This window comes from Micromonospora sp. WMMA1947 (assembly GCF_027497355.1).
Lineage (GTDB): Bacteria > Actinomycetota > Actinomycetes > Mycobacteriales > Micromonosporaceae > Micromonospora.
The window spans coordinates 4,935,339-4,957,788 of sequence record NZ_CP114909.1 but is presented as its reverse complement, the minus strand read 5'-3'; the positions used below and the strand labels follow the sequence as shown (position 1 = coordinate 4,957,788).

General features: G+C 73.6%; 25 protein-coding genes. 13 read left to right on the top strand and 12 right to left on the bottom strand.

Annotated features, from left to right (window positions below):
• The first annotated feature begins 19 nt into the window (after positions 1-19).
• On the top strand, positions 20-724 hold the full coding sequence (locus O7604_RS23355) for an SDR family oxidoreductase (protein WP_281577780.1): 705 nt from the start codon (positions 20-22) through the stop codon (positions 722-724).
• A gap of 59 nt (positions 725-783) precedes the next feature.
• Positions 784-1,353 (top strand): GNAT family protein, encoded by a 570-nt coding sequence (locus tag O7604_RS23350; RefSeq protein WP_281577779.1) that lies wholly within the window; start codon positions 784-786, stop codon positions 1,351-1,353.
• Between the two features lie 18 nt (positions 1,354-1,371).
• Here the strand turns inward: O7604_RS23350 and O7604_RS23345 are convergent, their stop codons facing one another.
• From O7604_RS23345 to O7604_RS23325, 5 genes are all read right to left on the bottom strand, one after another.
• Positions 1,372-2,463 carry a dipeptide ABC transporter ATP-binding protein gene (locus O7604_RS23345; RefSeq protein WP_281577778.1) on the bottom strand — a complete coding sequence of 364 codons (1,092 nt, stop codon included), beginning with the start codon at positions 2,461-2,463 and terminating at the stop codon, positions 1,372-1,374.
• Positions 2,460-3,524 carry an ABC transporter ATP-binding protein gene (locus O7604_RS23340; protein WP_281577777.1) on the bottom strand — a complete coding sequence of 355 codons (1,065 nt, stop codon included), beginning with the start codon at positions 3,522-3,524 and terminating at the stop codon, positions 2,460-2,462. The genes O7604_RS23345 and O7604_RS23340 overlap by 4 nt, the downstream gene beginning before the upstream one ends.
• A 15-nt stretch (positions 3,525-3,539) precedes the next feature.
• Entirely contained in the window at positions 3,540-4,529 is a 990-nt protein-coding gene (locus O7604_RS23335; RefSeq protein ID WP_281577776.1) for an ABC transporter permease, read from the bottom strand.
• Positions 4,530-4,592: 63 nt separating this feature from the next.
• Positions 4,593-6,341 (bottom strand): ABC transporter substrate-binding protein, encoded by a 1,749-nt coding sequence (locus O7604_RS23330; protein ID WP_281577775.1) that lies wholly within the window; start codon positions 6,339-6,341, stop codon positions 4,593-4,595.
• Between the two features lie 58 nt (positions 6,342-6,399).
• The gene (locus tag O7604_RS23325) at positions 6,400-7,407 is read right to left on the bottom strand and encodes an ABC transporter permease (protein WP_281577774.1); all 1,008 of its coding nucleotides are present in this window, start codon (positions 7,405-7,407) and stop codon (positions 6,400-6,402) included.
• A 408-nt stretch (positions 7,408-7,815) separates the two neighbouring features.
• Here O7604_RS23325 and O7604_RS23320 point away from each other — a divergent pair, with 408 nt between their 5' ends.
• From O7604_RS23320 to O7604_RS23305, 4 genes are all read left to right on the top strand, one after another.
• Positions 7,816-8,217, top strand: a complete 402-nt coding sequence (locus O7604_RS23320) for an SSI family serine proteinase inhibitor (RefSeq protein WP_269705952.1) — start codon at positions 7,816-7,818, stop codon at positions 8,215-8,217.
• Between the two features lie 132 nt (positions 8,218-8,349).
• Complete coding sequence (locus tag O7604_RS23315; protein ID WP_281577773.1) at positions 8,350-9,234, top strand: pentapeptide repeat-containing protein; 885 nt, start codon at positions 8,350-8,352, stop codon at positions 9,232-9,234.
• 342 nt (positions 9,235-9,576) lie between these two features.
• On the top strand, positions 9,577-9,813 hold the full coding sequence (locus O7604_RS23310) for a preprotein translocase YidC (protein WP_269705949.1): 237 nt from the start codon (positions 9,577-9,579) through the stop codon (positions 9,811-9,813).
• A gap of 108 nt (positions 9,814-9,921) precedes the next feature.
• Entirely contained in the window at positions 9,922-10,182 is a 261-nt protein-coding gene (locus O7604_RS23305) for a hypothetical protein (RefSeq protein WP_091418334.1), read from the top strand.
• On the opposite strand, the gene rnhA is transcribed toward O7604_RS23305, so the two are convergent.
• Positions 10,101-10,670: a ribonuclease HI gene (gene rnhA, locus O7604_RS23300; RefSeq protein ID WP_269705945.1), complete on the bottom strand. Its 570-nt coding sequence runs from the start codon at positions 10,668-10,670 to the stop codon at positions 10,101-10,103. The two genes, O7604_RS23305 and rnhA, sit on opposite strands and share 82 nt — an antisense overlap.
• Before the next feature lie 70 nt (positions 10,671-10,740).
• Between rnhA and O7604_RS23295 the strand changes: the two genes are divergently transcribed.
• Positions 10,741-11,523, top strand: coding sequence for a tyrosine-protein phosphatase (locus O7604_RS23295; RefSeq protein ID WP_281577772.1), 783 nt, complete (start codon positions 10,741-10,743; stop codon positions 11,521-11,523).
• Between the two features lie 167 nt (positions 11,524-11,690).
• Positions 11,691-12,800, top strand: a complete 1,110-nt coding sequence (locus tag O7604_RS23290) for a serine hydrolase domain-containing protein (RefSeq protein WP_281577771.1) — start codon at positions 11,691-11,693, stop codon at positions 12,798-12,800.
• Here the strand turns inward: O7604_RS23290 and O7604_RS23285 are convergent.
• The 5 genes from O7604_RS23285 to O7604_RS23265 all read right to left on the bottom strand — a co-directional run bounded on the left by O7604_RS23285 (position 12,797) and on the right by O7604_RS23265 (position 17,495).
• Positions 12,797-13,981: a lycopene cyclase family protein gene (locus O7604_RS23285; protein WP_281577770.1), complete on the bottom strand. Its 1,185-nt coding sequence runs from the start codon at positions 13,979-13,981 to the stop codon at positions 12,797-12,799. The two genes, O7604_RS23290 and O7604_RS23285, sit on opposite strands and share 4 nt — an antisense overlap.
• 48 nt (positions 13,982-14,029) lie before the next feature.
• Complete coding sequence (locus tag O7604_RS23280; RefSeq protein WP_281577769.1) at positions 14,030-15,277, bottom strand: MFS transporter; 1,248 nt, start codon at positions 15,275-15,277, stop codon at positions 14,030-14,032.
• Positions 15,278-15,319: 42 nt separating this feature from the next.
• Complete coding sequence (locus tag O7604_RS23275; protein ID WP_269707083.1) at positions 15,320-16,465, bottom strand: DUF6596 domain-containing protein; 1,146 nt, start codon at positions 16,463-16,465, stop codon at positions 15,320-15,322.
• An 8-nt stretch (positions 16,466-16,473) separates the two neighbouring features.
• A complete protein-coding gene (locus O7604_RS23270; protein ID WP_269705936.1) occupies positions 16,474-16,881 on the bottom strand; it encodes a YciI family protein in 408 nt (135 codons plus the stop codon).
• Positions 16,882-17,078: 197 nt separating this feature from the next.
• Positions 17,079-17,495: a DUF6069 family protein gene (locus O7604_RS23265; protein WP_269705934.1), complete on the bottom strand. Its 417-nt coding sequence runs from the start codon at positions 17,493-17,495 to the stop codon at positions 17,079-17,081.
• Positions 17,496-17,663: 168 nt separating this feature from the next.
• On the opposite strand from O7604_RS23265, the gene O7604_RS23260 reads away from it, so the two are divergent.
• The 4 genes from O7604_RS23260 to O7604_RS23245 all read left to right on the top strand — a co-directional run bounded on the left by O7604_RS23260 (position 17,664) and on the right by O7604_RS23245 (position 20,871).
• A complete protein-coding gene (locus tag O7604_RS23260; protein WP_281577768.1) occupies positions 17,664-18,767 on the top strand; it encodes a histidine kinase in 1,104 nt (367 codons plus the stop codon).
• Complete coding sequence (locus O7604_RS23255; RefSeq protein WP_281577767.1) at positions 18,764-19,432, top strand: response regulator transcription factor; 669 nt, start codon at positions 18,764-18,766, stop codon at positions 19,430-19,432. Before O7604_RS23260 ends, O7604_RS23255 begins: the two co-directional genes overlap by 4 nt.
• A gap of 241 nt (positions 19,433-19,673) precedes the next feature.
• Positions 19,674-20,156 (top strand): hypothetical protein, encoded by a 483-nt coding sequence (locus tag O7604_RS23250; RefSeq protein WP_013286444.1) that lies wholly within the window; start codon positions 19,674-19,676, stop codon positions 20,154-20,156.
• Between the two features lie 73 nt (positions 20,157-20,229).
• Positions 20,230-20,871 (top strand): class F sortase, encoded by a 642-nt coding sequence (locus O7604_RS23245; protein WP_269705928.1) that lies wholly within the window; start codon positions 20,230-20,232, stop codon positions 20,869-20,871.
• A gap of 3 nt (positions 20,872-20,874) precedes the next feature.
• Here the strand turns inward: O7604_RS23245 and O7604_RS23240 are convergent, their stop codons facing one another.
• Positions 20,875-21,876 carry an aminoglycoside phosphotransferase family protein gene (locus tag O7604_RS23240; protein ID WP_281577766.1) on the bottom strand — a complete coding sequence of 334 codons (1,002 nt, stop codon included), beginning with the start codon at positions 21,874-21,876 and terminating at the stop codon, positions 20,875-20,877.
• 110 nt (positions 21,877-21,986) lie between these two features.
• Here O7604_RS23240 and O7604_RS23235 point away from each other — a divergent pair, with 110 nt between their 5' ends.
• The gene (locus O7604_RS23235) at positions 21,987-22,385 is read left to right on the top strand and encodes a YchJ family metal-binding protein (RefSeq protein ID WP_281577765.1); all 399 of its coding nucleotides are present in this window, start codon (positions 21,987-21,989) and stop codon (positions 22,383-22,385) included.
• Positions 22,386-22,450 lie beyond the last annotated feature (65 nt).

Sequence of the window (22,450 nt, the reverse complement as noted above, 5' to 3'; positions counted from 1 at the left end):
CCGCGGGTAGTGCGCGGACATGCCCGAACGATACGAGGACTACGACCGCGTCGCGATCGTCACCGGCGCGGACTCCGGCATCGGCAAGGCGTGCGCGGTGGCGCTCGCCGAGCTGGACCTGACCCGGCTCCCCGAGGCGGCGGCGGTCATCGACGAGCTGGCCGACCGGCTCGGCGGCCTGGGCGTGCTCGTCAACAACGCCGGCACCGGCCTGTCCGAGCCGTTCGTGGACGTGAGCTGGGCGAAGTGGCGCGAGGTGCTGGCTGTCGACCTGGACGGCCCGTTCCTGTGCTCGCAGCGGGCCGCCCGGCGGATGCGCGCGGCCGGACGGGGCGGCCGGATCATCAACATCACCGGCGTGCACGAGCACGCGCCCCGGGTCGGCTCGTCGGCGTACTGCGCGGCGAAGGGCGGGCTCGGCCTGCTCACGAAGGTGATGGCGCAGGAACTGGCGGCCGACGGGATCACCGTCAACGCGGTCGCGCCGGGCGAGATCGCCACCCCGATGACCGGGCAGGAGGACGTCGACCCGTTCACGCAGCACCGGCCCGGCGTGCCGGTGGGACGTCCCGGTGACGCCCGGGAGGTGGCGGCGGTGGTGGCGATGCTCGCCTCGCCGGCGGCGGCGTACGTGACGGGGGCGTCGTGGGCGGTGGACGGGGGGATGCTGGTGATGGGGCCGCAAGCGTCTGCCCTCGCTTCTGATTCGTGGCGTTCCGTCTAGCGGTCAGCCGCCGGGCGCGGGGGCAGCGGGCGGCCCGGCCCGTCACTACGGTGCGGAGGATGCAGAGTTCCGATCCGCTGGTGGCCGGCGTCGTGCACGAGGCGCCCGGCTCGACCGTACGACTGCGCCCGGTGGCCGAGGACGACCTGGCGATGCTGCGCCGTTTCGCTGTCGAACCCGGGCTGATCGGGCTCGACTGGGCCGGCTTCCGGGACGCCGCCGCGCCGGCCCGCCGCTTCGCCGAGGACGGCTATCTCGGCGAGCAGGTGGGCGGCCTGATCGTCCAGGTCGAGCCCCCCGACGTCGCGGCCGGATTCCTCAGCTATCGCCAGGGCCAGCACGGCGGGCGGGCACCGTACTGGGAGATCGGCATCGTGCTGCTGCCCGAATGGCGCGGCCGGGGTCTCGGCTGGCGGGCCCAGGCGCTGCTCTGCGACTACCTGTTCAGCCACACCCCGGCGCAGCGCATCCAGGCCGGCACCCATCCCGAGAACGTTGCCGAGCAGCGATCGCTGGAGAAGGCCGGCTTCCAACTGGAGGGGGTCTTGCGGGCCTGTGAGTTCCGGGCCGGCGCCTGGCGGGACGGGTGGCTCTACAGCCGGCTGCGCGACGACCCGTCACCGCTGTGACCGCTCGGCGTCCCCTGGTCAAGGTGCGGGCTCGGCTCCCATGACCGCATCGAATGGTGTTTGCCTCTCCGGGTAGTGGCAGGCGGTGAGTTGTGTGCCGCCGTCCCGGGTGGTCAGCGCGGGTTCTTCGGTGGCGCAGTGGTCGGTGGCTTTCCAGCAGCGGGTGCGGAAGCGGCAGCCCGATGGCGGGTTGAGTGGGGTGGGGACGTCGCCGGTGAGGCGGATGCGGCCGGCGGGTCCGAGGGTGGTGACGTCGGGGATGGCGGACAGCAGGGCCCTGGTGTAGGGGTGCTGGGGCCGGGTGTAGATGGTGTCGCGGTCGCCGATCTCGACGATCTTGCCGAGGTACATGACGGCGACGCGGTGGCAGAAGTGCCGGATGACGGCCAGGTCGTGGGCGATGAACACGAACGCCAGGTCCAGGTCGCGTTGCAGGCTGCGTAGCAGGTTGATGACCTGCGCCTGGATGGATACGTCCAGCGCGGAGACGGGTTCGTCGGCGACGATGAGTTTCGGTTTCAGGGCGAGGGCGCGGGCGATGCCGATGCGTTGGCGTTGCCCGCCGGAGAACTCGTGCGGGTACCGGTTGTAGTGCTCCGGGTTCAACCCGACGAGTTCGAGGAGTTCCTGGACGCGGTGTTTGACGCCGCCGGGTGGGGTGATGCGGTTGACCTGCAACGGCATCGCCACGATCCGCCCGACCGTGTGGCGCGGGTTCAGTGAGGCGTACGGGTCCTGGAAGATGATCTGCAGGTCCTGCCGCAGCCCGCGCAACTCACCACGTTTCGCATGCGTGATGTCCCGCCCCGCGAACGCGATCGACCCGGCGGTCGGCTCCAGCAGGCGCACGAGCATCCGCCCGGTCGTGGTCTTCCCACAGCCCGACTCCCCCACCAGCCCCAACGTTTCGCCCGGGCGCACGTCGAAGTCCAACCCGTCGACCGCCCGCACCGCACCCGTGGCACGCAGGCCCTGCCGCACGGGAAAGTGCTTCGTCAGACCGCGCACCGACAGCAGCGGCTCGCCCGCGAGCCGGACCGCGCCGCCCGCGTCGTTCGCCGCCGCCGAGACGGCCACGATCGCCGCCTGCCCGTTCGTCACACCGTTCATCGGGCCACCCCCACCTGTGCGACCTCGTCCCGGTAGATCCGCTCCCGCGCGGCGACCGGCAGGTGACACGCCGCCAGGTGCCCCGCCTCCCCGGCCGGGCCCAGCTCCGGTACCTCCGCGCGGGACCGGTCGCCGTTCACCCCGGCCCACCGGCAGCGCGGATGAAACGCGCACCCCGACGGCAGGTTGATCAACGACGGCGGGTTACCCGGGATCGGCACCAGGTCCGCGTCCGCGTCGCCGTGCAACGACGGCACACTCGACAACAACCCCCACGTGTACGGATGCTGCGGCGCCCGCAACACCCGCTGCACACTCCCGTGCTCCACCGCCCGACCCGCATACATCACCAACACGTCATCAGCCACCTGCGACACCACACCCAGATCGTGGGTGATCAACACGATCGCCGACCGGAACTCCTCCTGCAGATCCGCCAGCAGATCCAGGATCTGCGCCTGCACCGTCACGTCGAGTGCCGTGGTCGGCTCGTCGGCGATCAGCAGATCCGGGTCGTTCACAAGCGCCATCGCGATCATCGCCCGCTGCCGCATCCCACCGGAGAACTCGTGCGGATACTGCTCGAACCGCCTGGCCGGCTGCGGAATCCCGACCCGCCCCAGCATGTCCACCGCCCGGCTGCGGGCCTCCCGCTTCCCGGCCCTCGGGTGGTGCACCCGGTACGCCTCCGCGATCTGCCTACCCACCGAGTAGTACGGATGCAACGCCGACAACGGATCCTGGAAGATCATCGCCATGTCCCGGCCCCGCAGCCGCCGCATCTCCTCCTCACCCAACCCCACCAGCTGACGCCCACCCACCCAGATCTCCCCCGAGATGGCCGTCCGCTTCGCGTTGTGCAAACCGAGAATCGCCAGCGACGTGACGCTCTTACCGGAACCGGACTCCCCCACGATTCCCAGCGTGCGACCCCGCTCCACCGCGAACGACACCCCGTCCACCGCCCGGACCACACCGTCCTCGGTGTCGAACCGCACCCGCAGGTCCTCGACCCGCAGGTACGGGCCCTCGCCGCGACGCGGCGCCGGAAGCTCCACCATGTCCGTTCCCTCCCGTCAGCTCAGCCGGACCCGTGGGTCAATCACCGCGTACAGCACGTCGACCACGATGTTGGCGACCACGATGAACACCGCGGCCAGCAGCACCGTCGCCATCACCACCGGCAGGTTGAGGAACTGCACCGCCTCCACTGTCGCCTTGCCGAGACCCTGGAGGCCGAAGATGGTCTCGGTAATGAACGTGCCGCCGAGGCTGGTGCCGATGTCCAGCCCGGCGATCGTCACGATCGGCGTGATCGCCGCCCGCAGCGCGTGCCGGGTGTGCACCTTCCGGGCGGGCAGCCCCTTCGCCCGGGCGGTACGGACGAAGTCCTCCGACAGCGTCTCCAGCATCTGGGCCCGGGACAGCCGGGCGTACAGCGCCGAGTTGAGAAAGCCCAGCGTCATCCAGGGCAGCAGCAGCCCGGCCGCCCAGCGCAGCGGGCTCTCGGTCAGCGGGGTGTAGCTGGGGAACGGCAGCAGGCCGGTGGAGTAGACGAGCAGGTAGAGCAGGATCAGCCCGAAGAAGTACACCTGCATGGACGCCCCGGCCAGCGTGACGCCGATGGCGGCGCGGTCGAACGCCGTACCCCGGCGCAGTGCCGACACCATGCCCAGCGAGACGCCGAGGCCGAGCCAGAGCACGGCGCCGCCGAGGACGATGCTGAACGTCACCGGTGCCCGCTGGGCGACGATCTCGGTGACCGGCTGGTTGTTGCGGAACGAGTAACCCAGGCAGGGCGCCGGGCAGTCCTGCCGGAAGTCGCCCTCGCCGTAGGTCCGGCCGGCGAACACGCCGCCGACGAAGTCGGCGTACTGCCGGGGCAGCGGCTGGTCGATGCCGAGGCGGCGCTCGACCTGGGCGATGTCCTCGGCCGTGCAGTTCTTGCCACACATCACCTTCGCCGGGCTGCTCGGCACCGCGAAGAACAGGCCGAACGTGACAAGGCTGATGACGACCAGGGTCAGGGCGGCGACGAGCAGCCGCCGTACGACGAAACGGAGCACGGGAGCACCTCCCCCGGTGTGGGCGCGGGGGCGGCCGCCGTGGCAGCCGCCCCCACGCGGCTGTCACTTCTTCACGTAGATGCCGTTGAGCGAGATGATCCCGAACGCGTCGCTGAGGAAGGCGTTGCCGACCTTCGAGCCGTGCAGCTCGTAGGTGGCGTCGTAGTAGCAGGGCACGACCGGGGCGTACTTCTCCATGATCGTGCGGTCGAGCGCCATCCAGCCGGCGTCCTGCTCCGCGGCCGGCAGGTCGCGGACCCGGTCGATCTCCGCGCTGACCGACGGCTCGTTGAGGTACGACAGGTTCTGGTTGCCCTCGGCCACGATCTCCCGTCCGTCGTAGACCGGCGGGATGACAGTGGAGCCGGTGGGCCAGTCCGAGCCCCAGCCGGTGAGGTACATGTCGTACGGGTTGTCCTTGCGGCCGACCTCGTCGTAGTAGCTGCTGTTGTCGATCGGCTTCATCACGATGTCGAAGCCCATGTCGGTGAGGTTCTTGCGCAGCGCCTCGGCCTGCTGGGTGCGCAGTTCCAGGTTGGAGTGGGCGAGCACCAGCTTCGGCCGCTTGCCGGCGAGCAGTTCGGCGGTCTTGGCCTTGTCGCCGGTGACCGGGGCGTTGAACACGTCGTACGGGACGAACCCGGCGGTGGTGGGTGACATGAGCGTGGTGGCGGGTGAGCCGGCTGCCTGCCCGCCGAGCACCTTGAGCAGCGCGTCCTTGTCGACGGCGTAGTTCAGCGCCCGCCGTACGCTCAGGTCGGTGACCCGCTGGGTGTTGATGCTGAGCACCCAGTTGTACTGCGTCGGACCGCGCACCACCCGGTCGGCGACGCTCGCGCCGGTGGTGCGGGGCAGCACCGACGGCGGCACGTCCGACCAGCTCAGCGACGCCTGGTCGGCCGGTCCGTCGGCCACCAGACGCTCGGCGATCTGGGCCTGCTCCAGGCCGAACGTCATCCGGATCGCGTCCGGGTACGCGTTGCGGATCGGATCGGTCGCCGGATCCCAGTTCGGGTTGCGTTCCAGCTCCAGCGCCACGTCGCGCTGGTAGCTCTTCACCCGGTACGGCCCGGACGAGAACGGCCGCAGGTCGTAGTTGGCGCGGGTGTCCTTCGCCGCCGGCACGGGCGCGCTGGTGGGCAGCGCCGCCGCGTACGGCAGGTCGCAGTGCGGCTGCGGGAACGTGAACCGGATGGTCCGGTCGTCGGGTGTGGTGACGCCGTCGGGCACCGGCTTGCCGCCGTCGTACGGTCCCTTGTAGGTGGCGTTGTACGCCCCGCCCGGGTAGAGCCACTGCTGAATGTAGTGCGGGCCCTCGTTGAGGTTCGCCGCGAACGACCGGGCGATGCCGTGGGCGACGTCCTTGCTGCTCACCGGCGTGCCGTCCTCGTACTTCACGCCGTCGCGCAGCGTGAACTCCCAGACCTTGCAGTCGCCGTTCACGTCCTTGCCGGGGTTGGTGGCCAGGTCACCGACGAGCAGCAGCTTGCCGCTGCCGTCCTCCTTGTAGCCGTTGAGCGGGCGGTACAGCATCCCGCCGGCGACCTGCTGCACGTTGACGTAGTTGCGGGCCGGGTCGAGGTGTTCGAAGTCGGCCGGCTGCATGACGGTGAGGGTGCCGCCGCGGCTCGCCCCGTCGACCGGCTTCGCCGGGCCCTGGTTGTCGGCGGCCTCGTACGAGATCGAGCCGCTCTGGGTCTTGGTCTTCTGGTCGTCGCCGCCCCCGCCGTCGTCGGTGGTGGGGCTGCAGCCGGCGGCGGCCAGCGCCGCCACGGCGAGGACACCTGTCAGTGTCCGGGTTCGTGCGCGCACGATGTGCTCCCTTCCTGCCCGGCGGCCCCCGCCGGCCGGGCACTGATGGCCGTGGGGACTACCGGGTGGAGCGGGGATCCAGCGCGTCGCGCAGCGCGTCGCCGAGCAGGTTGAACGCCAGGACCAGCAGGAAGACCGTCAACCCGGGGAACAGGGTGTACCAGGGGTCGCTCGCGACGTAGCCGATGCTGTTGAAGATCATGCGGCCCAGGTCGGGCGTGGGTTCGGTGACGCCGATGTTGACGAACGCCAGCGCCGCCTCGATGGCGATGAACTGCGGCACCATCAGCGAGACGGTGACCAGGATCGGCGCCCAGATGTTCGGCAGCAGCTGCCGCAGCAGGATGTGCGCGGTGCCGGCGCCGGCGGCCCGGGCCGCGTCGACGAACTCGCGCTCCCGCAGCGAGATCACCTGGCCGCGGACCAGCCGCGCGGTGTACGTCCAGCTGAAAAGGCCGAAGGTGGCGACGATCAGGGCCACCCGGAAGGCGGGCGACGGCGCCTCCCGGTCGGAGTAGAAGCGGTCCTGCAGGATCGGGATGACCGCGAGGGCGAAGATGAGGAACGGGAACGCGAGCGTGAGGTCGATCAGCCAGTTGACGACGCCGTCCAGCCAGCCTCTGGCCCACCCGGCGAGCACACCGACCGCGACACCGATTCCGGAGGCCAGCAGCGCCGAGGCGAACGCGATGAACAACGACGTCCGCAGGCCGTAGACCAGCTGCATCAGGATGTCCCGGCCGCTGCCGGGCTCGAGTCCGAGCCAATGGTCGGAGCTGATTCCGCCGGCGTACCCGATCGGCATTCCGAAATCGTTGAGCCGGTCGACGAACTTGTCGGTCGGGTCGATTCCGGTGAGCCGTCCCAGCAGTGGCGCGCCGAGCGCGACCAGGGCGGCGACGGCGAGTGTGACGGCGCTGGCCCGGGCCGTACGGTCGCGTCTGAGCCGCATCCAGGCGAGCCGGCCGGGTGACCGGCCGACGAATTCGCCGGGCCGGCCGGGCGGGCCGGGAACGGCCTCGACGTCGGGGCCGGGGACGGCCGGTGGGTACGACAGTTCGCTCATGAGCAGTCCTCCCGACGGGGACGAAAACGCCCTGCCACCCGACGGTAAAGCGCTTGGGTACGCCGAAAAGAATCGTTCCGGTAACGGCCGTTCCGGTTGTCGCGCATTGACAACGATCCGGCGTACGGAATGCATCGGCGCAATAACGGCGCGATTCGGTTGTCAGCCTTTCAGGCAGGCGTGCCGCGAATTCGGAATGCGTTGCCGCAAGGCACTCGGGCGGTTGTCAGCCGTTCGGGCATTCCCGTACGCCGATGTCACAGCGGACGGGCGTCGCGGTCGGCCGGCGTAACACTTCGTGACGCTTCGCGTTCACACCGTCCACCTAGGGTTCTCGGCGGTCCGGTTCGCACGACGTACCGGGCCGTCCACCGGCCCTCACCCGGGGCCCCGACGGAAGGACCACCCATGCCCTTCGCCCGACGTACCGCCGCACTGGCCCTGGCCGCCGCGCTCGGCGGCCTCGCCGCGCCGGCCTCCCCCGCGCAGGCCGCGCCGCGCCCCGGCCCGCAGACCCCCTCGGTGCTGCTGCTCACCGTCGACGACGGCGCCGGCGTGCGCGCCACGGTGCTGACCTGCGGGCCGACCGGCGGCCTGCACCCCGACCCGATCACCGCCTGCCGGCTCGTCGCCCGTGTCGACGGTGACCTGGACGCGCTCGACGTGGACGGCGCGCCGTGCACGTCGCAGTACGCCCCGGTGGTCGCCCGCGCCGTGGGCTTCTGGCAGAACCGCCCGGTCGCCTACACCCGGACGTTCGCCAACGCCTGCCTGATGCAGCGCACCACCGCCTCCCTCTTCACCTTCTGACGCCACCCCCACCCCTTCAGCGTTGATCATGAGGTTGACGGCGGTCCCGGTCCGGTTTGTCGCCGTCAACCTCATGATCGACGGAGTGGGCGGGTGGGGTGGGTGGGCAGGTGGGCGGGGTGGGTGCGGAGAATGGGGACCGTGGTGGTGGAGTCGGGCGTGGCGGGCGGCGGGCGGGAGTTGCGGGCGGACTGTTCGCGCTGCGCCGGGGTCTGCTGCGTCGCGCCGGCGTTCACCGCGTCGGCCGACTTCGCCATCGACAAGCCCGCCGGGCGGCCCTGCCCGAACCTGGGCGCCGACTTCCGCTGCGGCATCCACACCGAGCTGCGGCAACGCGGCTTCCCCGGTTGCACAGTGTTCGACTGTTTCGGTGCCGGACAGCACCTCACCGGGCACACGTTCGCCGGCCGCGACTGGCGGGCCGACCCGGCCACCGCGCAACGGATGTTCGACAGCTTCGCGGTGCTGCGGCCGCTGCACGAGCTGCTGTGGTACCTGACCGAGGCGGTACGCCTGACCCCGCCCGGGCCGCTGCGCGACGAGCTGGCCGCCGCGCTGGACGAGACCGGCCGGCTCACCGACGGCACCCCCGACGAGCTGCTCGCACTCGACGTCGACGCACACCGGGACCGGGCCAACCGGCTGCTGTCCCGCGCCGCCGAGCGGGCCCACGCCGGAAAGGCCGGGCCGGACCGCCGGGGCGCGATGCTGATCGGGGTGGACCTGCGCCGTACCCCGCTGGCCGGGGCGAACCTGCGCGGCGCCTGCCTGATCGGGGCCGACCTGCGGGGCGTACGCCTCGGCGCCGCCGACCTGACCGGCGCGGACCTGCGCGGGGCCGACCTGCGCGGCGCGGACCTGAGCGAGTGCCTGTTCACGCACCAGTCGCAGCTCGACGCCGCGCGCGGCGACCACCGCACGGTCCTGCCGCCGGGGCTACGCCGCCCGGCCCACTGGACCCTGACGCTGACCCCGGCCCGCCCCCAGCCCCGGCAGCGCCGCCGCCAGCCCCGCTGACGCCACCCACGCGCGCCCCGCCGCCGACGCCACTCCCGCCGACCCCCGGCCCGCCCGCATCTTGGCACCCGCTCCCACCCACCCCCCGCACCGCGGCGATCAAGGACTTTGTGTCCATTTCCGCCCGCCGCCAGGCCACAAACTCCTTGATCACCCCCTCGGCCGGCCCGCCAGGGCCACCTCGGCGGTGATCAAGGAGTTTGGGTCGGGGTTCAGGGCCGGATCGGGACACAAAGTCCTTGGTCAACTGCGAGGCCGGGACCGGGCGGAGGCGCGTGGGTTTGGTGGGGGTGGGGTGGGGTAGGCGGCGCGGACGACGTCGACCGACGGGAGGGGCCACCGGTGGGGTATCGGGCACGCGACGGTGAGGAGCCGGTCGACCCGGCGCACGCCGAGGACGAGGCCGGGCAGGTTCCGCTGGTGCAGACGGCAGCGGACACCGACGTGCCGGCGCCCGCCCCCGGCACGCCGAAACCGGACGAGGTGACCGAGGACAACGGATCCGGCATGGCGGGCGGCGCCTCCGGCAGCAGCTCGGGCGGCTCCTCGATGCCGACCCACCCGGACGCGGCCCGCTGACCGGCCGCGAGCACCGGCCGAACCCGGGCCACCGAACGAACCCGGCCCGTCGCCAGGGCTCGGGCGACACGAACGTTTGCCGTCACCCGCTGCGGGCAGGAGTGCGACATGACCAGTGAACAGTCCTTCGGCCGCGCCGCCGGCGACGAACCCGACGGCGCTACCGCGTACGAGGCGTCCCTGCGCCCGCCGGGCGAGTCCCTGCACACCACCGACGACACCGGTGACGACTTCGCCGACCTGCCCGCCGAGGACCGGCGCTCGGCACGGGAGGTCAGCCGCGCCGGTTACGACGTGGCGGCCGTCTCCGGCACCGGCGATCCGTCCGAGGAGCCGGAGGAGATCGAGGAGGGCCGGCCGCTGCGCTGACGCGCGCGCGGGGTGGTGGCGGCCGCGCCGGCGCCCCGCGCCTCCGTCATGCCCCGGTTCGCCAGCGCGTCCGCGCGCTCGTTCTCCGGGTGCCCGTTGTGCCCCTTGACCCACAGCCAGGTCACGTCGTGCCGGGAGCAGGCCGCCTCCAGCGCCTGCCACAGGTCGGCGTTCTTCACCGGCTGCTTCGCGGCGGTCAGCCAGCCGTTGCGCTTCCACGAGTTCAGCCAGCCGGTGATGCCGTTACGGACGTACGTGCTGTCGGTGTGCAGGCGTACCGTGACCGGGCGGGTGAGGCTCTCCAGCGCCCGGATGGCAGCGGTCAGCTCCATCCGGTTGTTCGTCGTCGGGGTGGCCTCGCCGCCGCACAGCTCCCGCTCGTGCCCGCCCCAGCGCAGCACCGCGCCCCAGCCGCCGGGCCCGGGATTGCCGCTGCACGCGCCGTCGGTCCAGATCTCCACGACCCGGCCGGTCTCCGCCTCCGCCATGCCCGGCAACCTACCGGGTACGCGAGCGCGCGGGACCACAGGACCCGCCGTGCCCGGCTAGCGTGCCGGGATGACCAGACCCCCGGACTTCGCCACCCTCTGCAACTTCCGTGACCTGGGCGGCCTTCGAACCGGCGACGGCCGCACCGTCGCCCGGGGCCGGCTCTACCGCTCCGACTCACTGGCCAAGCTCGCCGGTGACGACCTGGAACGGTTCGCGGCGCTCGGCGTGCGCACCGTGATCGACCTGCGGTACCCGTGGGAGATCGCCGACCGCGGCCGGGCGCCGGAGAGCCTCGGCGTGACCTGGCACAACCTGAGCATCGAGCACCGGCCGTACGTGCAGGCCGACATCGACCCCGGCGTGGACCCGTGGCGCTACCTGGCCGACCGGTACGCCGAGGTGGCCGAGGACGGCGTGGCCGAGCTGCGCCGGGCGATCGAGGTGATCGCGGACGACGAGCATCCGCTGGTGTTCCACTGCGCCTCCGGCAAGGACCGCACGGGCCTGCTCGCCGCGCTGGTGCTGTCAGTGCTCGACGTGGACGACGACCAGATCGCCGCGGACTTCGCGCTCACCGAGCACGCCACCGACCGGCTGGTCGCCGAGTGGCGGGACCGCAACGGCGGCGCGACGCCGGGCTGGCCGGCGTACGGGCGGGCCCCGGCCGAGATCATCCGGCTGGTGCTGGCCGACCTGCGGGCCGGACACGGTTCGGTGCGCGGCTACGTGACCGGCCGGCTCGGCGTCGGCGAGGAGACGATCGCCGCGCTGCGCGCCCGGCTGCTCACCGGCGACACGAACCCGCTGCTCGCCCAGGGAACCGGCGCGCCGACGCCGGTCGCCCGCTGAGGCCGCCGACGGCCGGCACCGAGCCGCCGGGCATCGTCGAGCAGCCGGGCCTCACCGCGCCGACCGGGGTGACGACGCCACCCACGAGCGCCGGTGCTGGCACCGAGCCGCCGGGCCACGGAAAAGCATGCGACGGACGGCACGCCGGTCTGGCACGCTGCGAGATCGTGGACACGCGGTGGGACGGCCTGCGGGCCGAGGTACGGGCGACGATCAACGAGCTGGTCTCCTCCGGCCGGGAGGCCGGCGTGCAGGTGGCCGCGTACCTGGACGGGGTCGCGATCCTCACCGAGCAGGCCGGGCTCGCCGACACCACCACCGGCAGGCCGATGACCGCCGACACGCCCGTGCACGCCGTCTCCACCGGCAAGGGTCTCACCGCCACAGTGGTGCACGTGCTGGCCGAGCGGGGACGCCTCGACTACGACCTGCCGCTCGCTGCGGTGTGGCCGCAGTTCGCCCGGCACGGCAAGGGCGGCATCACGCTGCGGCACGTGCTCACCCACACCGCCGGCCTGCCCGCGCTGCCGGCCGACGTCACGCCGGAGGACTTCACCGACTGGACGCGCATGTGCGACCTGCTCGCCGACGCGCGGCCGCTGTGGGCACCCGGCGAGCGGCTCGCGTACCACGCGTGGACGTGGGGCTGGCTGCTCGGCGAGGTGGTCCGGCGGGTCACCGGCGCGCCGATCTCGCGGGTGCTGGCGCAGGAGGTGGCCGGGCCCCTCGGCGTGGACCGGGAACTGTTCCTCGGCGTCCCGGAGGCGGACCTGCCCCGCCTGGCCCGGCTGGAGGACGCCGGCCTGTCCGCGCTGATGACCTGGGCCGGGGCCAACCTGCCGCACTTCGACGCGGTCGCCCCACCCGCCGTACGGCCGGACACCGTCATCGGCTCCCGCCCCGACGTGCTGCGCGCCGACGTGCCGTCGGTCGGCACGATGAGCGCCCGCGCGGTGGCCCGGATGTACGCGGCGCTGCTCGGCCCGGTCGACGGGGTGCGGCTGATCTCCGCCGAGCGGATGCGGGACGTGTCCGCCCCGGCGGTCCGCGCGCCGGAGTGGGTGTTCGGGCAGGAGAGCACGTTCGGGCTCGGGTACGCGGTCGAGGACGACGGATCGTTCGGCACCGCCGGCAGTGGCGGCAGCCTCGCGTTCGCGTACCCCGAACTGGGGTTGACGGTGGCGGCGGTGCGCAACCGGCTCGGCGCGGGCGACGGCGACCCGATGGAGGGCTTGCGGACGCTGGTGCGCGACCGCGTCGCCGAGGCGATCGGCTAGCGGCGCAGGCGGGCCCGCAGCCGCCCGGCCGCGTCGCCGAGCACCGCGCCGGTCATCGGCAGCAGCGGGCTGGACCGCATCACCGCCAGGTCCTCCGCCGGGCTGGTCACGCCGTCGAGGAACCGCAGCACCCGCTCCGGCGGGTTGCGGTCGAACAGCCGCTCGAAGAACTCCACCCCGCCGACGTGCCCCCGGTCCAGCGCGCGCAGCGCCACCGCGTCCATCCACAGGTGCCGTCCCGGGTAGGCGGGCGCCGGCACCGGCGGACGGCCGGCGGCGAGCGCCAGGGCCACCTGGTCGGCCTGGCGCAGCATCGCGGAGAACGTGAAGCCGGTGGACGGGCGGGTCGCCCCACCCGCGGTGCCCAGCCGCACCACGCGCGGGCTCGGGCGGGACTCGAACGGGCCGTCGGTCATCGGGATCACGCCGTTCTCGACCTCCCGCACCCGCAGCGCGGTCAGGTCCAGGCCGAGCAGGTCGGCGTACCCGCGCAGCGCCGCGTCGTAGCCCGCGTCGTCGAGCAGTTCCGGCCCGAACTCGGTGTACTCGACCAGCGCGAACCGGTCGTCGACAGGCAGCACGTACCCGAAGGAGACGCCGCGTTGCGGCTGCGGGGTGCGGAAGTCCATCAGCACCGCCCGCTGCGGGTCGAACGTCGGCCGGTCGGCGGCCAGCCACCAGCCGCGGAAGTGCTGCAACCAGCTGGTACGTCCCGGCCGCCTCGGCCGCCGGGGCCGCGAGTCGAGCACCCAGCCGGCCCGCACCAGGTCCCGGCCGTCCGGGTCGCGGACCGTGACCCGCTCACCGTCGTCGTGCAGCTCCCCCGCCGGGGCGCTGATCCGGACCGCGTCCAGCCGCCGCTCGGCCTCGGCAGCCCGGTCGTAGACCGGGGCGGAGCGCAGCATGCCGTACCGCAGGGGGTCGAGCGACAGGACGCGGCGGCCGGCGGGTGTGACCACGTCGACCTGCGACCAGCTCGCGCTCAGCAGCGGGTCGAGGTCGTCGCCGGGCAGGCCCCAGAACGCCCAGGTGCGGTCCTGGCCGCGTTTGTGCACCGGGTCGACCACCGCGACCCGCAGCCCGGTCACGCCGTGCCGGTCCAGCGCGGCCAGGACCAGGGACGCGGCGCCGCCGCCGCCGACCAGCGCGAGGTCGACGTCGACCGGGAAGGATGCGTGCATCCGGCCACGCTGCCACATCGGTGGAGGCGGCCACCGGCCGACCCGCGCTCAGGCCACCGGCGCGGGCTTCTGCGGGGCCGGGTCGGCGTAGGCGGCGGCCACCGTCGCCCGGTCGAAGACCCGCCACGTCGCGGCGATCACCGCGACCGCCACGACGAAACCGACCCAGTACGGGGCGGTGATGCCGAACCGGGCGGCCACCACGCCACCGAGCAGCGCGCCGACACAGTTGCCGCCCGCGGCGACGAACAACGTGGTGCTGCCGACCCGGCCCATCAACGCCGCCGGCGTGAGCCGCTGCCGAAGCGAGTTCGCCACGATGTTCCACAGCGCGCTGTGCGCCCCGAACGCGAACAGCGCGAACCCGACCACGACCGCGCTGCGGGACGCGGCGAGCGCCAGGTGCAGTCCCGCCTCGACCAGCAGCCCCGTCCGCACCGTCCAGGTGGGCGTGATCGCGGCGATCAGCCGGTCCCCCACCAGCGAGCCGAGCACTCCGCCCACGGCCATGCAGGTGAACAACGCGCCGTAGCCGACCGAGCCGAGGCCCAGCCGCTCCCCGGCGAGCAGGACCAGCACCGCCACCGCGGCGGTGAGCGTGACGTTGAGCAGGCCGATCAGCACGGTCATGGTGCGCAGCAGCCGCTGCCGCCACAGCCAGCGGAACCCCTCCGCGACCTCCGCCCGCACCGACCGCCGCTCGTCCGGCGCCGGCCCGGCACGGTACGTCCCGGCGAGCAACCCCACCAGGACGGCGCTGAGCGCGTACGTGCCGGCGTTGAGCGCGAACGGCAGCGACGCCGCCAGCACGAACAGGAACCCGCCGAGCGGGCCGGCGATCATGTTCTGCATCACCTGGGTGCCGCCGCCGAGCCAGCCGTTGGCGCGTTCCAGCAGCGAGCGCGGCACCACCGCCGGCAGCACCGCCTGCGCGGCGGTCCGGAATACCACCTCGCCGGTGTTGACCACGAACAGCACCGCGTAGAGCAGCGCGATCCCGGCCCGGTCGGCGAGCATCGCCACCGCCAGCACGACCAGCGCGGCGACCCGCACCCAGTCGATGACCACCATCAGCCACCGCCGGTCCACCCGGTCCGCCAGCACGCCACCGGGTAGCGCGAACAGCAGCCACGGCAGCCACGACACCGCCGCCCCGGCCGACACCACCAGCGGATCGTCGGTGATCGACGCCACGTACAGCGGCGCCGCCACCGTCGCCATCCCACTTCCCAGTGCGGACAGCGTGCTCGCCGTCCACAGTCGGGCGAAGCGCCCGCCGAGCCGTTCCCCCGTCACGGCGAGGCAACCTACCAGCGGCGACGTACGTGGCCGACCGGTTTATCCGGGGCGGCGGGAGTTGAGGCGGGCCGCCTGCCGGTTCAGGTGGTCGCGTTCGGCCAGGCTGGGCGCGCGGCGGGCCGCCTCCGCGTACAGCGCGGCCGCCCGGTCCGGGTCGCCGTCGCGTTCGTGCAGGTACGCGGCGACCGCCGTGTACCGGGGCAGCGTGTCGTCCAGCGCCGCGAGCGCCGCCAGCCCGGCGCGCGGGCCGTCCGCCTCGCCGACCGCGACGGCCCGGTTGAGCCGCGCGATCGGGCTGCCGGTCACGCGGACCAGTTCGTCGTACCACTCGACGATCTGCACCCAGTCGGTCTCGGTCGCGGTGGGCGCGTCGGCGTGCAGGGCCGCGATGGCGGCCTGGGCCTGGAACTCGCCGAGCCGGTCCCGGGACAGGGCGGTCTGCAGGATGCCCACGCCCTCGGCGATCAGGGTCGTGTCCCACCGGCCACGATCCTGCTCGGCGAGCGGCACCAGGCTGCCGTCCGGCGCGGTGCGTCCGGCCCGGCGGGCGTGGTGCAGCAGCATGAGCGCGAGCAGCCCGGCCACCTCCGGGTGGTCGATCGCGGCGGCGAGCTGCCGGGTCAGCCGGATCGCCTCGGCCGCCAGGTCCACGTCGCCGGAGTAGCCCTCGTTGAACACCAGGTACAGCACCCGCAGCACGGTGGCGACGTCACCGGGCTGGTCGAACCGGACCCCGGAGACGGTGCGCTTGGCCCGGCTGATCCGCTGCGCCATGGTGGCCTCCGGCACCAGATACGCCTGCGCGATCTGCCGGGTGGTGAGCCCGCCGACGGCGCGCAGCGTCAACGCGACGGCCGACGACGGGCTCAGCGACGGATGCGCGCAGAGGAAGTAGAGCCGCAGCGTGTCGTCCACGGCGGACACCGGGCCGGGCGGCGGCTCGTCGTCCACGACGTCCTCGCGCCGGCGCCGGGCGGCGTCGGCACGAGCCACGTCGAGGAACCGCCGCCACGCCACGGTGACCAGCCAGCCCTTTGGATCGCGGGGCATGTCGGCCGGCCAGACACGCAGCGCCTCGATCAGCGCGTCCTGTACGGCGTCCTCGGCCGCCGCGAAGTCGGCTCCGCGGCGGACGAGGACACCGAGCACGCCCGGGATGAGGCTGCGCAGCGCGACCTCGTCCATCGGACGGGTCACTCGGTGATGGTGGGCGGTGCGGTCAGGAACGGACGCAGCTCCAGCCACTCGTGGATCGGCTTGCCGCCCTGCCCCGGCGCGGCCGACAGCTCGGCGGCCAGTTCGAGCGCTCGCTCGTAGCTGTCCACGTCGATCACCATCCAGCCGGCGATGAGGTCCTTCGTCTCGGCGAACGGACCGTCGGTGACCGGGGGGCGTCCCTCGCCGTCGTAGCGGACGAACGTGCCCTCCGGGGCGAGCGCCTGACCGTCGACGTACTCGCCGCTCTCCTGCAGCCGCGCCGCGAACTCCTGCATGTAGGTCACGTGCGCGGAGATCTCCTCCGGCGTCCACTTGTCGATCATCGGCATGTCGGTGACCGGGGTGGGGCCGCCACGGTAGTGCTTCAGGAGCAGGTACTTCATGAGTGTCTCCTCGTGCAGTGGTGCGGCCCATTCTGGCCGCGTTCACTCCGGGGACGAAGCTGCCCGTCCGTTCTCGACATCGGTGGCGGAGAAATTTCCGGGTGCCTGGCCGCACGTCCCGTAGGGCGTCCTAGGAGGCTAGTTCTCCAGGAGGCCTCGGGCCGGCCGCCCCCGTCGCGGCGGCCCGGGACCGCCCGTCACCCGGCGGCGGTCCACCGCAGGCCGGTGATCAGCACCGCGCCCGCGACCAGGTGCAGCGCCACGAGCGTCAGCGTCGCCGCCCCGCCCACTCCCCCGCCGAGCGGCCCGAGGAGGGAAACCAGCAGCACCACGGCCGCGACCACCGTCCAGGCGGTCCGGGCCCGGGCGGTCAGCCGCTCCAGCAGGGCCAGCAGCGCCCAGCCGGCCAGCCCGGCGAGCAGCGCGCTCACCACCACGGCCACCGGCGTCACCGGCTGGTCGGTCGAGCCGGTACGCGCGACCAGCTCCACGCCGGCCACCGGCACCGCAAGAACCCAGCCCAGCAGCGCGGCGGCGGACGCCGCGAGCACGGTGAGTAGACGGTCCCGGCGGCGATTCGGGCGGGTGGCGACGGTCGGGATCGTGGTCTCCATCGGTGACTCCTCCACTTCGGGACGACTGCCGGAGACGCTAGGTCCGGCGGGCCGCCGCGCGGATCGGGCCGCGGAGCGGTTCCCGGCTCCGTCGCCGGACCGACCACGGCCCGGATCTCCGTCTGGCGACCGATGAGAAGCGGCGGCCCGGCGGCCTAGCATCCGGACATGAGGTGTGCGTCCCGGTCCCGGTTCCTGCTGCTGCTCGACGGCGGCATCGCCACCGTGAGCCTCGCCGTGTGCCTGCTCGCGCTGCTGGCCTCCGACGCCGGCCCGGACACGACCGGCGCGACCGCCGTCGCGGTCGGCCTCGCCGTCGCGCAGGCCAGCTGTCTGCTGTGGATCCGGCGCCACCCGGGGTACGCCCTCACCGTCGCCGCGCTGGCCGGCGTCGGCCTGGAGGCGCTCTGCCCGCAGCTCGGGTGGCTCGGCCTGGTCGCGATCCCGATGGCGTACGTGGCCCGGCTGCGCCCACCGCGCTACTCGCTCGTCGCGCTCGGTCTGCTGATGGCGCCCACGCCGTGGAAGCTGCTCACCGGCGGCTGGCGGGACCTGCTGCTGGCGGTGATCGCACTGGACCTGGCGTGGGCGCTCGGCGAGTTGCAGCGCGGCCAGGCGCAGCGGCGCTGCGAACGGGAACGGCAGGTCCGCGCGGCCGAACGGGAGCGCATCTCCCGGGAGCTGCACGACGTGGTCGCGCACCACGTCGCGGTCATCGCCGTGCAGGCCGCCGCCGCCGAGGACGTGTTCGACGAGCAGCCGGAGCAGGCCCGCGCCGCGCTCGCCGCGATCGACACGGCGGCCCGGTCGGCGCTCACCGAGCTGCGGGCCATGCTGCACGCGCTCGCCCTCGACGACGGGTCCGATCCGGACGGACCGCAGCCGGGACTGGCGCAGCTCGACGCGCTCGCCGACGCGGTACGGGCGGTCGGCCTGCCGGTCACGCTGCGCCGGGAGGGCGACGGCGAGGCGCTGCCCGGCGGGGTGCAGCTGTCGGCGTACCGGATCGTGCAGGAGTCGCTGACGAACGCGCTGCGTCACGGGCACGCCACACATGCCGACGTCGACGTCCGCTACGGCGACGGGGTGCTGCGGCTGGAGGTCGTCAACGACGGCCCGGCACCCGCCCGCCGGCCCGGTACGTCCAGCGGGCGCGGCATCGTCGGCATGCGGGAGCGGGCCCGGCTGCTCGGCGGCACGCTCGACGCCGGCCCGCTGCCGGCCGGCGGCTTCCGGGTCCACGCGCGGCTTCCGGTCGGGGCGGACCGGTGACCGTGCGGGTGGTGGTCGCCGACGACCAGGAGCTGATCCGCGCCGGGCTGCGTACCGTCCTCGACGCGCGCCCCGACCTGAGCGTGGTCGGCGAGGCCGCCGACGGCGTCGAGGCCGTCGCGGTGGCGACGCGGACGCGTCCGGACGTGGTGCTGATGGACGTGCGGATGCCCCGCCGCGACGGCATCGCCGCCACCCGCGACCTGGTGGCCGCCGGCAACCCGGCGCGGGTGGTCATGCTGACCACGTTCGACCTGGACGAGCACGTGTACGCCGCGCTGCGCGCCGGGGCGAGCGCGTTCCTGCTCAAGGACACCCGCCCGGCCGACCTCGCCGAGGCGGTACGCGTGGTGGCTCGGGGCGAGGCCCTGCTCGCACCCACCGTGACCCGGCGGCTGCTGGACCGGTACGCCGACCGGCTGCCCGCGCCCGCGCCCGCCGGCGACGCGCTCGCCGTGCTGACCGCCCGCGAGCGGGAGGTGCTGACGCTGACCGCGCGGGCACTGTCCAATGCGGAGATCGCCGCCCGGCTGCACCTGAGCACCGCCACCGTGAAGACCCACGTCTCGGCGATCCTCACCAAGCTGGGGCTGCGCGACCGGATCCAGGCGGTGGTGCTCGCGTACGACACCGGGCTGGTCCGCCCGGAGCCGCCCATCCGGTAGGCGCGAAACGGACAGCGGACCCAGACGCGGCGAACCGGGACGGCTCGCCGTCCGGCCTGGCCCGGCATGTCCGCCCTCTCGTGGCGGCAGGGAGCACACCGGACGGCAACGAAGATTTCTCAATTACCCCCAGTGACCGCCGCAACCCTCCTAGTGTTGGCCACACCGGTGCTCGTCACGGAGTTGGCCACCCGAACGACGTCCCACGCCTACAGCGGACGAAAAGTGAGGGAAGACGCGGATGAAGGCACAGTCATTTCTCGGATCGGCGGCGTTCGGCGTGGGCCTCGGCGCACTGCTGCTCCCGGCCGCCGCGCTGGCGGACACCAGAGTCTCACCCGCCACCACCCCGGTCGGCGGCACCGTCGTGCTGACCACCACGTGCAACCCGAACGCCGGTGACGCGATCTTCCGGGTCACCGGCCCGGACCGGGACCAGAACGTCCGGTCCACCACGGCGGCGGCGGGCGGTGGCCTGAGCGCCGAACTGTTCACCGCCGGGTTCACGCTCGGCACGTACACCGTGGCCACCACGTGCGGCGACGGCAGCGACGGCGGCAGCGCCACGTTCACCGTCACCCCGATCGGCGGCGCGCAGGCCGGTGGCGGCGGACGCGACGGCGACACCGGAGTGCTGATCGCCGGTGGCGTCCTGGCCGCCGGAGCGCTCGCCGGCGGCGCGTACGCGGTCATCCGCCGCCGCCGCGCGGACGCCGCAGCCTGAGAAGCACGCCGAGCGGTCCGCCCGCGCCGGAGCATCCGGCGCGGGCGCCGCGTCCCCGTCGAACGGAGGTGGGATGCTGTCGGAGTCGCAGCGCCGCTCGCGCCTGCACACCGCCGTCCTGGTCACCGCCGTCACCGTCGCCGCCGCCACCGGCACCGGGCTGGTCTCGGCCGGGCTCGGCACCACGTCGGCGTCACCACCGCAGCCCGGCGCCTCCGCCGCGCCCGCCACCGAACGCCCCGGTACGGCCGGCCCGCCGCTCCCCCGGTCCACGCCGGTGCGGGTCACCGTCCCGCGCATCGGCGTCGACGCCGAGATCGTCCCGGTCGCCACCGACGCGGACGGTGCGCTCGAGGTGCCGCCGCTGGAACGCCCCGAGGTAACCGGCTGGTACCACCCCGGTCCCGCCCCCGGCCAGGCCGGCAACGCGGTGCTGGTCGGGCACGTCGACTCGCAGCACGGCCCGGCGGTCTTCTTCGACCTCGGCCGGCTGCGCCCCGGCGACACGATCCGGGTGCTGCGGGCCGACGGGCGCACCGCGACGTTCACTGTGGACGGCGTCGGGGCGTACCCGAAGGAGCGTTTCCCCACCGCGCGGGTCTACGGCGGCGACGCGGCGGCGCGGCTCCGGTTGATCACGTGCGGCGGGCGGTTCGACCCGGGTACCGGCAGCTACCCGGACAACATCGTCGTCTTCGCCACCGCGACCCGGTGAGGCTCAGCGCGCCAGGTCGGCCAGTTCCGCGCCGAGCAGGTCCGCCAGCAGCTCCACCCGGCCGGGGTCGTTGTCGGCGGTGATGTTGCGGCTGGGCATCTCGACGGTCATCAGCAGGTAGAGATACAGCCGGTAGAGCCCGAGCCGCCGCCGCGCCCCGGCGTCCAGCGGGAACGGCGCCGCCTCGCGGTAGGCGCGTACCAGCGGGTCGTCCGGCTCGTCCTCGACGCGGCGGAACAGCAGCGGTGACACCAGGTCCATCAGCGGGTCGCCCCACAGGTACCGTTCGCCGTCGACCAGGCCGCTCAGACGCGGCGTGCCGTCCGGCCCGTCGACGGCGAGCACGTTCCCGGCCCAGCCGTCGAAGTGCAGCAGCGCCGGGCGGTCGACCGCGTCGAGCACCGCCGCGTGCCGCGCCACCAGCTCCCGGATCCGGGACGCCGGCACCGGCAGCGGCACCGCCCAGTCCGCGGCGTCGGCGAGCATGTCGTCCACCATGGCCGTGTACGCGTCCCGCCAGGTCGCGCCGGAGGCCCGGTCGCCGTCGTAGCCGTACCGCCCGCCGGTCACCGTGTGCAGCGCGGCGAGCGCGCGGCCGAACTCCGCGCGCAGCGGTCCGACGTCCGCGCCGGCCTGGCTCAGGTCCCAGAGGGTACGACCTGGTAGCCGCGCCATGAGCAGCCAGTCACCCAGTTCGGGGTGGCGACCGTGGTGCAGCAGCTCCGGCGTGGGCACCCCCGGTGCGCGGTCGGCCACCAGGCGCAGGTAGTGCGCCTCCGCGCCGATCATGTCGCGCTCGTAGCGCAGCAGCGGTACGTGCGGCGGCGGACCGACCTTGAGCACCACGTCGCGGCCGTCGGTGAGGCGTACCTGCCAGACGGCGGCGAAGCCGCCCCCGGTCAGCGGGCCGCAGTCGGCCACCTCGGCACCGGGCCCGAGCGAGGCGCTCAGGTAGCGGCGGACCTGCGCGGGTTCCAGGGCACGCTGGGTGGGACTCACACTCATGGTCGAGGAAGCCTACTGGGTTGAGGTGTAAGGAGGGGCCCCCTGTTAACGCCTCCGGTAGAGGAAGGGCCCCTTGTTAACACCTCTCCGCAGCTTGGGAGAATCGTGGCATGGCGAGACGGGGTGAACGGTCGGCGGCCTGCCCGTGCGGCACCGGCCGGCCGTACGCGGACTGCTGCGCCCCGGTCCACCGGGGCGAGGCGACGGCGGCGACCGCGGAGGCGCTGATGCGGTCCCGGTTCAGCGCGTTCGCGCGTGGCGACGCCGCCTACCTGCGGCACAGCTGGCACTCCACCACCCGCCCGGAGCGGCTGGAGCTGGACCCGGGCACCCGCTGGACCCGGCTGGAGATCGCGGAGACCGGGCAGGGCGGCCTGTTTGACAGCACCGGGACGGTCCGGTTCCGGGCGCACTACCGCGAGGACGGCCGGGCGGGCGTGCTGGCCGAACACAGCCGCTTCGCCCGCGAGGACGGCCGCTGGGTCTACCTGGACGCGCTGCCGGAGTGACGCCTCCCCGGCGCCGACGCGGTGCGGCGCATCGCGGCGGGTGTTAAGAAGGGGCCCTTCCTCTA